Origin of the sequence: Pantoea sp. EKM10T (assembly GCF_011800685.1) — a bacterium.
Lineage (GTDB): Bacteria > Pseudomonadota > Gammaproteobacteria > Enterobacterales > Enterobacteriaceae > Pantoea > Pantoea agglomerans.
This window is the reverse complement of record NZ_JAALEU010000007.1, coordinates 154,856-169,981: the sequence shown is the minus strand read 5'-3', so window position 1 is coordinate 169,981 and position 15,126 is coordinate 154,856. Positions and strand designations below refer to the sequence as shown.

At 58.0% G+C, this 15,126-nt stretch carries 13 protein-coding genes; 5 read left to right on the top strand and 8 right to left on the bottom strand.

Annotation, left to right across the window (positions count from 1 at the left end; translation table 11 throughout):
• Window positions 1-123: 123 nt before the first annotated feature.
• Window positions 124-1,554, top strand: coding sequence for a cell division protein FtsP (gene ftsP / locus HFD95_RS14875; protein WP_010249023.1), 1,431 nt, complete (start codon window positions 124-126; stop codon window positions 1,552-1,554).
• Between the two features lie 98 nt (window positions 1,555-1,652).
• Here ftsP and dkgA read toward each other — a convergent pair whose 3' ends face one another.
• Window positions 1,653-2,477: a 2,5-didehydrogluconate reductase DkgA gene (gene dkgA / locus HFD95_RS14870; protein WP_010249022.1), complete on the bottom strand. Its 825-nt coding sequence runs from the start codon at window positions 2,475-2,477 to the stop codon at window positions 1,653-1,655.
• A gap of 204 nt (window positions 2,478-2,681) precedes the next feature.
• Between dkgA and HFD95_RS14865 the strand changes: the two genes are divergently transcribed.
• Window positions 2,682-3,590 (top strand): AraC family transcriptional regulator, encoded by a 909-nt coding sequence (locus HFD95_RS14865; protein WP_010249021.1) that lies wholly within the window; start codon window positions 2,682-2,684, stop codon window positions 3,588-3,590.
• Window positions 3,591-3,622: 32 nt separating this feature from the next.
• Here the strand turns inward: HFD95_RS14865 and HFD95_RS14860 are convergent, their stop codons facing one another.
• The 5 genes from HFD95_RS14860 to HFD95_RS14840 all read right to left on the bottom strand — a co-directional run bounded on the left by HFD95_RS14860 (window position 3,623) and on the right by HFD95_RS14840 (window position 8,649).
• Entirely contained in the window at window positions 3,623-4,285 is a 663-nt protein-coding gene (locus HFD95_RS14860) for a DedA family protein (protein ID WP_010249020.1), read from the bottom strand.
• A gap of 210 nt (window positions 4,286-4,495) precedes the next feature.
• Window positions 4,496-5,686: a cystathionine beta-lyase gene (metC, locus tag HFD95_RS14855; RefSeq protein ID WP_167430417.1), complete on the bottom strand. Its 1,191-nt coding sequence runs from the start codon at window positions 5,684-5,686 to the stop codon at window positions 4,496-4,498.
• Between the two features lie 135 nt (window positions 5,687-5,821).
• Window positions 5,822-7,108: a TRAP transporter large permease gene (locus tag HFD95_RS14850; protein WP_010249018.1), complete on the bottom strand. Its 1,287-nt coding sequence runs from the start codon at window positions 7,106-7,108 to the stop codon at window positions 5,822-5,824.
• A 14-nt stretch (window positions 7,109-7,122) separates the two neighbouring features.
• Window positions 7,123-7,629, bottom strand: a complete 507-nt coding sequence (locus tag HFD95_RS14845; RefSeq protein ID WP_010671117.1) for a TRAP transporter small permease — start codon at window positions 7,627-7,629, stop codon at window positions 7,123-7,125.
• Window positions 7,630-7,677: 48 nt separating this feature from the next.
• Window positions 7,678-8,649, bottom strand: coding sequence for a TRAP transporter substrate-binding protein (locus HFD95_RS14840; protein WP_167430416.1), 972 nt, complete (start codon window positions 8,647-8,649; stop codon window positions 7,678-7,680).
• Between the two features lie 352 nt (window positions 8,650-9,001).
• Between HFD95_RS14840 and exbB the strand changes: the two genes are divergently transcribed.
• The 3 genes from exbB (at window position 9,002) to HFD95_RS14825 (ending at window position 11,711) form a co-directional block, all read left to right on the top strand.
• Entirely contained in the window at window positions 9,002-9,724 is a 723-nt protein-coding gene (gene exbB / locus HFD95_RS14835) for a tol-pal system-associated acyl-CoA thioesterase (RefSeq protein WP_022623877.1), read from the top strand.
• A gap of 6 nt (window positions 9,725-9,730) precedes the next feature.
• A complete protein-coding gene (gene exbD / locus HFD95_RS14830) occupies window positions 9,731-10,153 on the top strand; it encodes a TonB system transport protein ExbD (RefSeq protein ID WP_010249013.1) in 423 nt (140 codons plus the stop codon).
• A 235-nt stretch (window positions 10,154-10,388) separates the two neighbouring features.
• A complete protein-coding gene (locus HFD95_RS14825) occupies window positions 10,389-11,711 on the top strand; it encodes an MFS transporter (RefSeq protein WP_033758824.1) in 1,323 nt (440 codons plus the stop codon).
• Here the strand turns inward: HFD95_RS14825 and HFD95_RS14820 are convergent.
• Window positions 11,708-12,685 carry a spore coat U domain-containing protein gene (locus HFD95_RS14820; protein ID WP_010671114.1) on the bottom strand — a complete coding sequence of 326 codons (978 nt, stop codon included), beginning with the start codon at window positions 12,683-12,685 and terminating at the stop codon, window positions 11,708-11,710. The genes HFD95_RS14825 and HFD95_RS14820 overlap by 4 nt on opposite strands.
• On the bottom strand, window positions 12,682-15,123 hold the full coding sequence (locus HFD95_RS14815; protein ID WP_167430415.1) for a fimbria/pilus outer membrane usher protein: 2,442 nt from the start codon (window positions 15,121-15,123) through the stop codon (window positions 12,682-12,684). The genes HFD95_RS14820 and HFD95_RS14815 overlap by 4 nt, the downstream gene beginning before the upstream one ends.
• Window positions 15,124-15,126 lie beyond the last annotated feature (3 nt).

The window sequence follows — 15,126 nt, the reverse complement described above, 5'->3', positions numbered from 1 at the left end:
AACTATCCTGCAGGGATGCCGCACGGCGGGGCACGTCCGCCCGCCGTGAACGCAGCACAGCAAAAACAGATCAATAAAAACAGGGTCGGCGCTTAGCGCCACGCGTAAAGGGTCAGAAGTTTTATGTCTTTCAGCAGACGTCAGTTCATCCAGCTTTCTGCCGGAGCGGCGCTTAGCGCCAGTGTACTACCTCATGCGGCGCGTGCCGCTTCTTCAGCTAATGGCGACACGCCACTTCCGGTTCCGCCGTTGCTGGAATCCCGTCGCGGCCAGCCGCTGTTCCTGACAATGCAGCGCAGCCACTGGTCTTTTAATGGCGACAACAACAAAGTGCCGGTGTGGGGCATTAATGGCCTCTATCTTGGCCCGACCGTCCGGGTTTACAGCGGCGATGACGTTAAGCTGATCTACAGCAACCGTCTGAACGAGCCGGTCTCCATGACTATCAGCGGCCTGCAGTTGCCGGGCGCGCTGATGGGTGGCGCGCCGCGTATGATGTCAGCCGGTGTCGACTGGTCGCCGGTGCTGCCGATTCGTCAGGCGGCCTCAACCTGCTGGTATCACGCCAACACGCCGAACCGCATGGCTCCGCACATCTATAACGGACTGGCGGGGATGTGGCTGGTGGAAGATGATATTGGCAGGCAGCTGCCGTTGCCGAAGCATTACGGCGTCGATGACTTCCCGATTATCATTCAGGACAAGCGGCTCGATAACTTTGCCACGCCGGTCTATGACCCGCCGCAGGATGGTGGTTTCCTGGGCGACACGCTGCTGGTGAATGGCGTACGCAATCCGTTTGTGGAGGTGTCACGCGGCTGGGTGCGTCTGCGTCTGCTGAACGCCTCGAATGCGCGCCGCTATGAGATGGTGCTCAGCGACAATCGCCCGTTTATGGTCATCGCCAGCGATCAGGGCTATCTGCCTGCGCCGGTCGCGGTGCAGCGCCTGTCACTGGCGCCGGGAGAACGCCGCGAAGTGCTGGTGGATATGTCGCAGGGCGATGAAGTGTCGATTACCGCAGGTACGGCGGCGGGCATTATGGATCGGCTGCGCGGCTTCTTTGAGCCATCCTCCATTCTGACGTCAACCCTGATCCTGACGCTGCGGCCAACCGGCTTGCTACCGCTGGTGACGGATAATCTGCCGATGCGGCTGCTGGCCGATCAGATTCTGGATGGCGTGGCGGTTCGCACCCGTGAATTCCGCATCGGTGACAGCATGCCGGGCATTAACGGCGCGATCTGGGATATGAGCCGCATTGACACCACGGCACAGCAGGGCACCTTTGAGCGCTGGATCCTGCATGCTGACCGGCCACAGTCGCTGCATATCCAGGGCGTGATGTTCCTGATTAAAAGTGTGAATGGTGCGCAGCCGATGGGCGAAGATCGTGGCTGGAAAGATACGGTGTGGGTCGATGGCAGCGTGGAACTGATGGTCACTTTCCCGCAAAGTTCGTCAGATCACTTCCCGTTCGTCTACTACAGTCAGACGCTGGAACTGGCCGACCGCGGCACTGCCGGTCAGCTGGTGGTGCAGCCCAGCGCATAACAGCGCGGTCAGGCAGGAAGAGCCCGCCTGACCGCGTTAATCGTTATCTGCCCCAGCCGCAGGGCAGATAAGGTGAGCTCACCTGGTGACGCCCAGCCTTAGTTAAAGGTTTCCGGATCCGGCCCCAGACGATTGCCGCTGTCCAGCTTCGCAATATCGCTCACTTCATGCTTGTCCAGACGGAAGTCGAACACCTTAAAGTTTTCTTCAATGCGGGCTGGTGTCACCGACTTCGGAATCACCACCAGGCCGCTATCCAGATGCCAGCGGATCACGATCTGTGCCGGCGTCTTGCCATATTTCTTCGCCAGCGACTTGATGATCTCCTGATCGAAGACCCCTTTGCCGCCCTGCGCCAGCGGACTCCAGGATTCGGTCTGGATCTGATGCAGTGCGTTCCACGCATGCAGCGTGCGCTGCTGTAGCATCGGGTGCAGCTCAATCTGGTTCACCACCGGCGTGACACCGGTTTCATCCAGCAGTCGCTTCAGATGCGCCTCATGGAAGTTACAGACGCCGATACTTTTAGTCAGCCCCTGCTGCTGCAGTTCAATCATCTTCTTCCAGGCATCGACATAATTGTCTTTTTCCGGGCACGGCCAGTGCATCAGATAGAGATCAACCTGCTCCAGTTTCAGTTTCTCCAGGCTGGTTTCCATCGCCTGCTGAACGTTCTGCTGATCGTCGTTCCAGAGTTTGGTGGTCACGAAAATCTCTTCACGCGGCACGTCAGTTTCCTGCAGTGCCTGGCCAATCGCCTCTTCATTCTTATAGGCGGCGGCGGTATCGATTGAGCGATAGCCGACCTCCAGCGCTTTCAGCACCGCATGACGTGCATCTTCAATGCTGGCCTGCCACACACCGAGTCCGAGTTGCGGCATCATATTGCCATCGCGCAGTTTGATAATGGGTTGGTCTGCCATAGTTGCTCCTTTCCGTTGCGGTTAATCCGTGAGATTTCACTGTGCTTAAGTCTAGCCAACAATTCTCAGCCTGCTTAGCTGAGGCAAAAACAGCGGTTCTGTCGCCATGCCCGATCCGGTAAATTTCTTGCCTGATTCTCCAGGCTGCTGGTGATTCAGGCATTCGCACGGCACACTGGCTTTTTGCCCGTAAAAGGAGTCGCTATGGCGCACGATGCCCTGTGTCACCGGCTGGCGCAGCAGGTCGTAACATTAATGACCCATGGTCACGACCGTCTTTGTCCGGTCGAAAATGTGTCGCTGATTTACGCTAATCAATATCGTCCCCGTACGCCGATGATGTATCAGCCCGGCATTGTGATCCTGTTTCAGGGTAGCAAAACCGGCTATCTCGGCAGCACGGTGTTTCAGTATGACGCCAGCAAGTACCTGATGCTCACGGTGCCGCTGCCGGTGGAGTGCGAAACCTGGGCCTCGCCAGAGGTGCCGATTGCCGGGCTGTGTCTTAATGTCGATACCGCCAGCCTGCAGGATCTGCTGATTGAAATCGGCGATGACGATCAGTTCCAGCCGCAGCCGCAGACCTCGGGGATCCACTCGGCGTGGCTGACGGAACCGATGCTGTGTGCCGCTGAGCGGCTGCTTGATGTGATGACCCAGCCACGCGATGCGCGGGTGCTGGGGCCGCACATCGTGCGGGAGATTATCTACTACGTGCTGACTGGCCCGATTGGTGGTGCGCTGCTCTCACTGGTGAGCCGACAGACGCAATTCAGCCTGATCGCGCGTGCCCTGCGACGGATTGAGAATCACTATGCGGAAAACCTCAGCGTCGATGCGCTGGCGGCGGAAGTGAACATGAGCGTTTCAGCCTTTCATCATAACTTTAAAGCGGTCACGCAGACGTCGCCCCTGCAGTATCTCAAGCGATATCGCCTGCATCAGGCGCGATTGCTGATGCTGCACGATGGACTGAAAGCGAGTGCGGCGGCGGTGCGGGTTGGCTATGAAAGTCCCTCACAGTTTTCGCGGGAATTTAAGCGCTATTTTGGCGTGACGCCAGGGGAAGAGGTGAATCGTGTGCGGCAGACGGTAGCGGATCCGTCCGCCTGAGTGGCGGCGGATCCTGATGCTATGCGCTGACGTCAGGCCTGTTTCTGCCGACGCTTTTTCCAGATAACCAGAATGCTGCCGAACAGCCCGAGAAACAGCAACACCATCGGCAGTATCATCAGGATCGCCATCACCTGATCTTCATGACGCTTGATGAACGGCACCTGGCTGATGCCATAGCCAAACGTCACGACGATGCCGACCCACAGCACGCCGCTGAGCCAGTTGAATAGCTGAAAGCGACCATTCTGCAAGCCCGCAATGCCCGCCATGGTCGGCAGGATCGTCCGGATGAAGGCCAGAAAACGGCCGACCAGCAGCGCCATCAGGCCGTGACGGTTAAACATATTCCACGCGCGCTGGTGATACTGCGCGGGCAGATGCATCAGCCAGCTCTTCACCAGCCGGGTATTCCCCAGCCAGCGACCCTGCAGATAGCTCAGCCAGCAGCCCAGGCTGGCGGCGGTGGTGAGGATCACCATTGTCGGCACAAAATCCATTACCCCTTTTGCCACCATCGCACCCGCCAGCAGCAGCAGGCTGTCGCCCGGCAGGAAAGAGGCGGGTAACAGCCCATTTTCCAGAAACAGCGTCAGGAACATCACGCCGTACACCACCCACACCACATCCGGATTTGCCAGCGCGGCAAAATCCTGATGCCAGAGCGCGTGGACAATCTCGTGTAAAACACCCATTTGCTATTCCATCACGTCACAAGGAACTATCCGTCTGCATTCAGGCAATCGGTCGCGGCGCTGCGCAATAAATGCAGCGACCTCACTGATGACCTGAACGGTCTGGGATAAATTTTAACAATAAATGAGCAGCAGCCCGGCAAACTCTGCGGGTGGCCGCTACCCGGTTCATCTTCTGTTTAGCGTCTGTTTAACTTTTGCCTGAATTTATTAACGCGTCAGGCGCGCAAAACCGGCGTCCAGGTCAGCCAGCAGATCGTCAACGTGCTCCAGACCAATATGCACTCGCACCAGCGTACCGGTGAAATCGACTCCACCCGCCGGACGAATCGCGGCCAGCTCTTCCGGCTGATTCGCCAGGATCAGCGATTCATAGCCGCCCCAGGAGTACGCCATGCTGAAATGATGGAAGTGATCGAGATATTCCGCCAGCTGGGGCGCGCTGAGTTTTTCCTGCAGGATAAAAGAGAACAGGCCGCTGCTACCGTTAAAATCACGCTGCCAGAACTGATGACCTTTGCTCTGCGCCAGCGCCGGGTGATTAACCCGCGCCACTTCGGGACGCGCGGCCAGCCACTCTGCCACCTGAATCGCGCTCTCTTCATGCTGACGCAGACGGGTGCCCAGCGTGCGCAGACCCCGACTCGCCATGTAGGCTGTGTCGGCATCGACCATCTGACCCATCAGATAGGAGTTCTCGCGCAGCTGATCGATACAGCGCGCATTGGCGACCGCCGTGCCGATCATCGCATCGCTGTGACCAATCAGATATTTGGTGCCCGCCTGAATCGAAATATCGATGCCGTGCGCCAGCGCATCAAATAAAATACCGGCCGCCCAGGTGTTGTCGATCATGATGATCGCCTCGGGCGCTTTGGCGCGAACCGCCGCCACAATCGCCGGAATATCCTGAACTTCCATCGTGATAGAGGCCGGTGATTCCAGGAAAACGACCCGGGTATTGGGCTGCACCAGCTCACCGATTTCACTGCCGATACAGTGATCGAACCAGCCCGTTGAAACCTGCAGCTTAGTCAGGATCTTAGTACAGAAATCCTGGGTCGGTTCATAGACTGCGCCACTCATCAGCACGTGGTCGCCCGCCTCGACAAACGCCAGAATCGCGTTCGCCACGGCAGCCGCGCCGCAGGGGTAGAGCACACAGCCTGCGCCGCCTTCCAGCTCCGTCATCGCATCCTGCAGTGCAAAGTGCGTCAGGGTGCCACGACGGCCATAAAAGAGCTCGCCTTTTGCCCGACCGGCAGTGGCACGTTTCTTCTCCGCGACCGTATCAAAAACCAGCGAGGAGGCCCGTTGAATCACACTGTTCACCGAGCCCTGGGTATAACGCTTGCTGCGTCCTGCACTGACGAGCGTGGTATCAATTTTTCTGGTGGTCATGAGTCGCCTTTGCCGCTTCTGACTAAGCCCTCACGTTACCACGAAACGACCAGCAGGGTTGAGACTCAATGGTGATTATCAGAGTGCTTCGCAGGATGAAAATCGGGTCCGCTACCGGACCCGATTTTGCCGACGCTACATCACGCCCATCAGGCGCGGTAACCAGAGGGAGATAGCCGGAATATAGGTAATCAGCATCAGCACGATAAACAGCATGCCGTAAAACGGCAGCATGGCTCTGACCACCTGCTCGATTTTCTGCTTACTGACCGCACTGGCGACAAACAGTACTGTACCGACCGGCGGGGTGATCAGGCCGATCCCGAGGTTGGTCAGCATGATCATGCCGAAGTGAACCGGATCGACGCCAAGCGCGGTAGCGACCGGCAACAGCACCGGCGTCAGGATCAGGATCAGCGGCGCCATATCCATCAGCGTCCCCACCACCAGCAGCAGGATGTTGATACACATCAGGATCACATATTTGTTATCGGAGAGGCTGGTGAATGCCTCGGTGATAATCGTTGGCAGTTGCATGAAGGTCATCACTGCGCCAAATCCGGCGGCAAAGGCGATCAGCACCATCACGATGGTGACAGTCTTAATGGTGCGGAACAGCAGGATATGCAGCTGGTTCCATTTAAAGTCGCGATAAATAAACATGGTGACGAAAAAGGCCCAGATACAGGCAATCGCGGCGGACTCCGAGGCGGTAAAAATACCGGAGAGAATGCCACCCATAATAATCACCACGGTAAACAGGCCCCAGAACGCGTCGAAGAAGATTTTCAGCGCCTGACGAAACGGAATACGTTCCCCTTTGGGATAGCCGCGTTTATGGGCAAAGCCGAGGCACATTACCATCAGGCAGCCACCCAGCATCAGGCCAGGCAGGATACCCGCCACGAACAGGGAAGAGATAGTTACCAGCCCACCGGTCGCCAGCGAATAGATCACCGAGTTGTGGCTGGGTGGCGTCAGCACCGCCTGCACTGAGCCGCTCGCCGTTACTGCGGCAGCGAAATCACGCGGATAGCCTTTCTCCTCCATCTGCGGAATCATCACCGAGCCAATCGAGGCGGTATCCGCCACCGATGAACCGGAAATCGCGCCGAAGAAGGTTGAGGCGACAATGTTCACCAGCGACAGGCCACCGCGGATAAAACCAACAAAGATATAGGCGAAGTTGACCAGCCGCCGGGCAATCCCCCCCTCCGCCATAATCGCACCCGCGAGAATAAAGAACGGGATAGTCAGCAGCGAAAATTTGTTAATGCCGTTGGTCACCTGAATCACCACCGCTTCCAGCGGCAGATCGATCCACCAGGCGCCAATAAAGGCGCTCAGCCCCACCGCAAAGGCGACCGGAAAACCCACCATCAGCAACACCAGCAAACTGCCTATCAAGATCAATGCATCCATTTTTCTGCTCCGCGTTAGTGGGTGCCGCCCAGCGTGACAATCGGCCGCTGGCTCTGATCGCCGGTCAGCAATCGCTCAACAACAAACAGCAGGGTGAAGATCGCGCCAATCGGGATCGGCAGATACATCTCACCGTAAGTCACTGCCGGTAATGAAGCGAGCGTCTGCACCCACATCGCTTCGCACAGGCTGTAACTGGCCTGAAAGATCACCAGACAGGTGATGATCATCAGCAGATCGCTGACGCGCAGCATCAGGCGCTGCCGGGCGGGTGACAGGCGATCGGTGACCATGGAAACGCAGATATGCGTTCCGGCCCGCAGTCCGACCGGTGCGCCAATAAACGTAAAAATGATCATGCAGATAATGGCCACCGGTTCCGGCCAGGAGAGCGCGCCGTTCATCACGTAGCGGGCGAAGATCCCGATCGGGATCACCGTCACCATAATCATCAGTGCCACGGCGGCAATCAGCATGCACAGCAGATAGAGCCCATCCATCAGACGTGTATAAGCGGCCATAATTGATACCTGATTAAGCACGCCACACGGCAGTGTGGCGCGGAAGGGTTATTTCACCTCAGCGATCCGGGTCATCAGATCCTGATATTTGCCGCCAAACTGATCGCGCACCGGCTGGGTCGCTTGGACGAAGTAGTCGCGGTCGGTCTGCTGGAAGGTGACGCCACCCGCCTTCATTTTGGCGATCGACTCTTCGGTATAGGTCGCCCAGAGCTGGCGCTCTTCATCCTGCGCCTCTTTGCCGAGCTTCTTCAGCAGCGCCTGATCCTCAGGTTTCAGGCGATCCCAGGCGCGTTTTGAAAACAGGATCATCTCTGGCTGGATAAAGTGGCCGCTGAGGGTGTAGTACTTCGCCACCGGCATATAGTTATGGGCGACAAAGGTCGGTGGGTTGTTCTCGGTGCCATCGACCACGCCGGTCTGCATCGCACTGAACACTTCACTGACGCCCATCGCCACCGGATTCGCGCCCATCGCTTTCAGGGTCGCCAATGAGATGGCGCTGTTCTGCACCCGGATCTTCATGCCTTTCAGATCTTCCGGTTTTGCCAGCGGCTTCTTGGTGATCATGTTGCGCTCACCGGCATCGGTCCAGCCCAGGAACACCATGCGGGCGTTGGGATCTTTATCGAATTTGTCGGCAATCTCGCGGCCTATCTCGCCATCCAGCACTTTGTGCATGTGGTCAATGTCGCGGAAAATGTAGGGCAGGGTCAGCACGCTGGTTTCCGGGGCGATCGAGGTGACTGGCGCCAGCGACACACGGATCATGTCGATTGCGCCCAGCTGCACCTGTTGCAGCGTCTGATCTTCGTCCCCCAGCACGCCACCGGCGAAGAGCTTCATCTCCAGCCGTCCATCGGTGGCCTGTTTGAGTTTGTCGCCCATGTGCTGCAGCGCGACCACGGTCGGATAACCGGCAGGCTGGACTTCAGCCACTTTGATCACCTGTGCCGTGGCGGTGGCGCTCATCATCATCGCCGCCAGGGCACTGGCCAGGCATGTTTTCGTCATTCTCATTATTTTGTCTCCCGCTGAGGTAGGACGGCGTCCGGCGTCGGGGGCTAACCGGAGATAACCGTGTGGAGCCAGCATAGTGAAAACGCGCGCCAGTAAAATGCGGCAATGCTGATTGAATGAATGCCATCACATTTTGAAACGATGTTTTAATAAATTTTCATGCAACTTCACATTTTCGAAACATCCTTGTCAAAAGTGTTTAAACCTGGTCAATTGCGGGTAAATGGCGTCGATCAGCTTTGTAAATACTAATGAGAACTACTATCAATTCGCCGTCGTTTTGCTATTATTCGCGCTTGTCTCGCATCCCTGAATCAGAAGTTGGAGAAGCAGCGTGGTAGCCAGTGATTTGATGCAAACGGACCTCTCCGTTTGGGGCATGTATCAACATGCCGATATCGTGGTAAAGGTGGTCATGATTGGCCTGTTATTGGCCTCAGTGGTGACCTGGGCGATCTTCTTCGGCAAATATGCCGAACTCAGCGCCGCTAAGCGCCGCCTGAAGCGCGAGCATCTGGCGCTGGGCGAAGCCCGCAATCTGAATGACGCCGCCCGCATTGCCCAGTCGTTTACCGGCCACAGCCACAGTGTGGTGCTGCTGAATGATGCGCAGAATGAACTCGAACTGTCGGCTGGCGTGGAAGATACCAACGGGATTAAAGATCGCACCAGTTTCCGCCTTGAGCGCCGCGTCGCTGCGTTCAGCCGCCATGCAGGCCGGGGCAATGGCTTCCTGGCGACCATCGGTTCGGTTGCGCCGTTTATCGGCCTGTTCGGCACCGTATGGGGCATCATGAACAGCTTTATCGGCATCGCTAAAACCCAGACGACGAACCTGGCGGTTGTTGCACCGGGTATCGCCGAAGCGCTGCTGGCAACCGCGATTGGCCTGATCGCTGCGATTCCGGCGGTGGTGATCTACAACGTCTTTGCCCGCATGATCGCCAACTACAAAGCCTCGCTGGGTGATGTCGCCGCTCAGGTGATGCTGCTGCAGAGCCGTGATATCGATCTGGGCACCGTCGCCACTGATGTTCCGCGTCCTGCGACGGCTCAGAAACTGCGCTTAGGGTAAGTTCTTATGGCAATGCGATTAAACGACGATCTGGAAACGGATGGTGAAATGCATGAGATCAACGTGACGCCGTTTATCGACGTCATGCTGGTTCTGCTGATCATCTTTATGGTGGCCGCGCCGCTGGCCACGGTCGACGTACGCGTCAATCTGCCCGCCTCAACCAGCGCGCCGCAGCCGCGTCCGGAAAAGCCGGTTTACCTGTCGATTAAAGCGGATAAGCAGCTTTACGTCGGTAACGATCAGGTCACGCCGGAGTCGCTGGTTAACGTGCTGACTAACCAGACCCAGGGCAATAAAGAGACCACCATTTTCTTCCAGGCGGATAAGTCAGTCGATTATGAAACGCTGATGAGCGTGATGGATAAGCTACGCACGGCGGGCTATCTGAAAATTGGTCTGATGGGCATGGAAACCGTGAAGAAATAGCGGGTTATCCGGCTCAGGAAAAAGGCGACTGTTCAGGTCGCCTTTTTTTATGGCTGCTCTCCAGCCCTATAAAATCAGGTAAATCAGGGCCAGGGTAATCACTTATGCTGCCTGAGCTGAATTGTTAATTGGTTGTTACTTATGTACATAGATTTGTAAAGTGCAATGGTGAGCCAGGTCACATTAATCCCGCATCAGGCAGGCTAAAACGGCTAAAAAACAACAGGAAGCCGTTATGAGTCACACCCCCTCTTTACAAAAGCCGCCGAAAAGTGCCGCCCGAACCATCTTCACCGTCACCAGTGGTAACTTCCTGGAGATGTACGATTTTATGGTATTTGGCTACTACGCCACTGCCATTTCAAAAACCTTCTTTCCCGGCGATGACCCGTTTGCCTCCCTGATGCTGACCCTGATGACTTTTGGTGCCGGCTTCCTGATGCGCCCGCTGGGGGCGATCATCCTCGGTGCCTACATCGACCATCATGGTCGTCGTAAAGGGCTGTTGCTGACGCTGGGCTTAATGGCGATGGGCACCCTGACTATCGCGCTGGTGCCGGGCTACGCCACCCTGGGCGTGGCAGCGCCGATTCTGATCCTGCTGGGACGGCTGTTGCAGGGCTTCTCGGCGGGCGTGGAGCTGGGTGGCGTATCGGTCTATCTGGCCGAAGTCGCGCCCAAAGGACGCAAAGGCTTTTTCGTCAGCTGGCAGTCGGGCAGCCAGCAGATTGCGGTCATCTTTGCTGCTCTGCTGGGTCTGATGCTGAATCATCTGCTGGCGAAAGAGGCGGTGACGGAGTGGGGCTGGCGTATCCCGTTTGTGGTCGGCTGTCTGATTGTGCCGTTCCTGTTCTATATCCGCCGGATGCTGGAAGAGACCGAGGCGTTCAGCAAACGTAAACATCATCCCAGCATGACGGAAATCATGCGGTCTGTCGCCAGCAACTGGGCGCTGGTGCTGGCGGGGATGCTGATGGTGGTCACCACCACGGTAATGTTCTACATGATCACCGCCTTTACCCCGACCTTTGGTAAAACGGTGTTGATGATGAGTGACAAGCAGGCGTTCCTGGTGACGCTCTGTGTCGGTGTCTCAAACCTCATCTGGCTGCCGCTGATGGGGGCGTTGTCGGACCGCGTCGGACGCCGTCCGCTGCTGATCATTTTTACCCTGCTGATGATTGTTACCACCTGGCCGGTGCTGCACTGGCTGGTGGGATCGGCCAGCTTCGCCCACCTGCTGGAAGCGGAACTGTGGCTGTCGTTTCTCTATGCCAGCTATAACGGTGCGATGGTGGTCTATCTGGCGGAGATCATGCCTGCTGAAGTGCGCGCTGCCGGTTTCTCCATGGCTTACAGCCTGGCGACGGCGCTGTTTGGCGGCTTTACGCCTGCCATCTCCAGCTACCTGATCCATGCCACCGGTGACAAAGCGATGCCGGGCGTCTGGCTGACCTTTGCCGCAGTCTGTGGGTTAATCGGCACGTTGCTGATTGGCCGGATGGTGAAGCAGTATCAGACCCGTCACAGCGGCACGCCGGTCAGTGCTTCACTCTAAAACGACAAATCGACCACCACGCTGTCGCTGTAGTTTCCGGCTGGCGGCGTGTTCTGCGTGGTCAGGATGCGCGCGGTGTAGTTAAAACCGCGCGTCAGTCCATCCGTGGATACCGCCGTCGAGGTGGTACTGCTCCAGCGTTCAGTGCCTGCCGATCCCCAGCGATTACTGGTGGTACTTTTATAAATTTCATAGCTCAGCCGATTCGCGCCGCTCGCCATATTCCTGACGCTGCCCACCGGATAACTGCCATTGCTCAGCCCGACGGTATAGGTGCTGCCTTTGCTGCACAACACATTGATGGTCTGTGACACGGCGGAGAAGCTGCCGACCAGCGGCGCGCTGCCAAAGCTGATATTCGGCGCGGTAATGGTGGTGCAGTCATTGGTAAGAATGGCGGTGATATTAATCGGGATGACACCGCTGCCGTTCTGCTCGCTTAAACAGACATTGCCAATCGCAACGCTGGTGCAGATGCGATAAGTCACGGCCATATTCAGCGTCAGCTGGTACGTCCCGGCGGCGACCACCTGACCGGGAACGGTGCGCAGATAGACCGGGATGGCGAAGTTAAGGCTGCCCAGCAACCCCGCCAGGTTGATCAGGGTCTGCGAACCATAGACAAATGGCGTGCCGCCAATCGTCAGTTCGGTAGCGCAGGCCGTGTCGGTGCAGAGCCGCACCGGCACATTATCGCTGCCGGTATCACCGCTGCGTTTCAGTGTGCCGCGCGTGCCGTTGCTATTGGTCGCGCCCGTCAGCTGAAAGGTGATCTGGTTATTGCCCAGCAGCGACAGCCCGGCACCCGCGCCACAGTTGACGTTGGCATTCGTGGTGGTGGAACTGACGGTGGTGTTAGCCACAAAGGTTGTGACTGAACCGAAACTGGCGGTCGAGGCGGGCAGGGCGCAGGCGGCGTAGCCCAGCGACGGCAGTAACAGCAGCAGGCCAGCCAGTATTACAGATTTCATCATGGTCGGTTTCCGGACGTAAATGATTCAGCGGGAGAGGGGGCGCTGCCTGCGGCAGGGGCGGGCAGCGCACAGGTCAGGGGGCCGTAAGTTTTCAGCGCCTGCGGCTGACCGCTGGCGATGCGCAGTTCGGTTTCGCACTGGCGGCCATCGGGCGTCACCACCTGCATCGGGTTACTGGCGGCGAGATCTTCCATCCAGACGATGCCATCCCAGCCGACATACTCTGTGGGATGATCGGGACGCTGCACCAGGCTTGATACCGGCAGCGGCTGGCCCTGCGCATCGACCAGGATTACGCTGGCTGAGCGCAGTTTCTCCACCGGGAAGTTGAGCAGATAGCCGCTCTGGCGTTTCACCGCAAAGCGCTGCTCAACCCGTGGCGTGGTCATATCTGCCGGCAGGTCGAGGGTGTCGATATCATATTTGGCCGGGTAGTAGCTGCTGATGGCGGGCACCAGCAGATAACCCTGTTGATTGGTGCGTCCCATCGACTGATTCTCGTAGCGCACGTTAACGTCGGGATAGTTGGTCTTCACCAGCACAAAGGCGTCGTTGATCTCGTTAGCGGCAAAGACGCTGTTGTCCATTAACACCAGCGCACCCGAGAGATCGGCCCACTGGGTGAGGTTATCATCATCGCCATAGAAGCCCGCCGAGGTATCAATCTGGTTGTTGCGATAGCGCAGACTGCCCTGACGATAATCGCCGCTGTCTCCGCTCTGATTCGCCCAGGAGGCATCCCAGGCGAACCCGCCGTCGCTGGGCATGGCGCGTGAGGCATAAACGCGCTGACTGTCGCGGCCACGCTGGTCGCGTTCGTTGCTGAGGGCAACGCTGCCCTGTTCGCCAAATGGGATCACCAGCGAAATCGCCCCGGTCCAGCTTTTCTCCTGCTGATCGCGGCTGGCCGAGACATACAGACTGCTGTTACCCCACAGATTTTTACTCCATGAGAGGTTCCACAGCCGGGTGCGGTCGCCCTGACCGTCGGTGATGTCGATGAAGGCAGCACCGACGCTGCCAAAGCGGTTCAGCGAGACGCTGGCGCTGTACTGAGCACTGCGGCGTGAGAGTGCGTAGCGGCTATCCGCCTGGCTACCGGCTCGGCTGCCGACCAGCGCCAGATTGCCGAAGTCGCTGCTGCGCTGGGTCTGTTGAGTGCCGATGTTGAACCAGCGGTTGTTGTACTGATATCCCCAGCTATATTGCCTGCCGCTCTCGCCATCGAGCTGACTTTGCGCCACCGCGCCGTTGACCACGCCCCAGCTGCCGACGCGCAGCTGACCACCCAGCCCGCCCATCGCCAGCGTTTCGCTGCCTTCGGCGTGGCTCTCCAGCGTCAGCCAGTCGGTCATACCGTAACGATAAGAGCCGCTGGCCGCTGCCTCACCATAATCGAAGTTCTTTATGCCGTAGTTTTCGCGGATTGCCCCGGCAGAGAAGGCGTAGTCCGACAGCCCCGATTTCAGCAGGTTACTGGAGACGTAAAACGGCATGGTGGTGGTGACACGGCGGCCAACCGCATCGGTGGTAGTGATCACGGCGTCACCCGCGCCGTTAACGAATGGCACATTGGTCATCGACCAGGGGCCAGGCTGCACGTTCGCCTGGCTGGAGCGATAGCCGTTGATAAAGAGATCGACGGTGGAAGGCACGGCGGCCTGACCGGAAAAGGCGGGCAGCGGATAGGTCACCAGATCGGGACGGACGCTGAAGTCACGACCGACGCGGATGCCACCGAGCCGCACGCTGCTGCTCCAGGCCAGCGAGTCGGTGACCAGATCGCCGACCCGCCAGCTTACCGCCGCATTCTCATCTTCATTGCTCCACCAGGTGTCGTAGCGGATATAGCCATCATCCTGATAAGTCGTACTGCCTTCCAGCTGCTGTTGCCATACGCCGTTAGTGGAGAAATGACCGGCATCACCAAACAGCCGCAGTTCGTTCCAGGCGGACAGGCGGGAGCCACTGTTATCCGTGCGGCTGGCGTAAAGATCATAATTAATCAGCGCGCCGCTGCTGGTACGGCCTGGATAGCGCGGTCCGTTCTTCGCCTCGCCAATCACCTGACCGGGCAGCCACTCAGGCGGTACGGTCAGCAGCAGACGCTGTCGCGCAGCGTCATACTCTACTTTGATGGGTTGCAGGCTGCTGACATCGACCTGCGGCTGCTGGCCCAGCTTATCCGCTGGCAGGCCGGCACGCTGCAGATCGCCACTGCGAATCCAGAAATGACCGTCGCGCTGCTCTGCCGGCACAATATTGCCGTTCTCCTGCTGGTTAATCACCAGCTCCAGCATATATTGCTGACCGTTGCTGCTGGTCTGCAGGCTGGGCGGCGGGGGCAGGGATGAGTAAGTCTCCGCCAGCACAGGATCCGGCGTAAAAGCGTAAATAACGCTGGCCAGCGCGCAGGGATGCAGGGAAAACGGTCTCATTCA

Bases quoted from the DNA above. Each gene is read 5' to 3' on its own strand.
- ftsP (WP_010249023.1), top strand. From the start codon at position 124: ATGTCTTTCAGCAGACGTCAGTTCATCCAGCTTTCTGCCGGAGCGGCG.
- dkgA (WP_010249022.1), bottom strand. From the start codon at position 2,477: ATGGCAGACCAACCCATTATCAAACTGCGCGATGGCAATATGATGCCG.
- HFD95_RS14865 (WP_010249021.1), top strand. From the start codon at position 2,682: ATGGCGCACGATGCCCTGTGTCACCGGCTGGCGCAGCAGGTCGTAACA.
- HFD95_RS14860 (WP_010249020.1), bottom strand. From the start codon at position 4,285: ATGGGTGTTTTACACGAGATTGTCCACGCGCTCTGGCATCAGGATTTT.
- metC (WP_167430417.1), bottom strand. From the start codon at position 5,686: ATGACCACCAGAAAAATTGATACCACGCTCGTCAGTGCAGGACGCAGC.
- HFD95_RS14850 (WP_010249018.1), bottom strand. From the start codon at position 7,108: ATGGATGCATTGATCTTGATAGGCAGTTTGCTGGTGTTGCTGATGGTG.
- HFD95_RS14845 (WP_010671117.1), bottom strand. From the start codon at position 7,629: ATGGCCGCTTATACACGTCTGATGGATGGGCTCTATCTGCTGTGCATG.
- HFD95_RS14840 (WP_167430416.1), bottom strand. From the start codon at position 8,649: ATGAGAATGACGAAAACATGCCTGGCCAGTGCCCTGGCGGCGATGATG.
- exbB (WP_022623877.1), top strand. From the start codon at position 9,002: ATGCAAACGGACCTCTCCGTTTGGGGCATGTATCAACATGCCGATATC.
- exbD (WP_010249013.1), top strand. From the start codon at position 9,731: ATGGCAATGCGATTAAACGACGATCTGGAAACGGATGGTGAAATGCAT.
- HFD95_RS14825 (WP_033758824.1), top strand. From the start codon at position 10,389: ATGAGTCACACCCCCTCTTTACAAAAGCCGCCGAAAAGTGCCGCCCGA.
- HFD95_RS14820 (WP_010671114.1), bottom strand. From the start codon at position 12,685: ATGATGAAATCTGTAATACTGGCTGGCCTGCTGCTGTTACTGCCGTCG.
- HFD95_RS14815 (WP_167430415.1), bottom strand. From the start codon at position 15,123: ATGAGACCGTTTTCCCTGCATCCCTGCGCGCTGGCCAGCGTTATTTAC.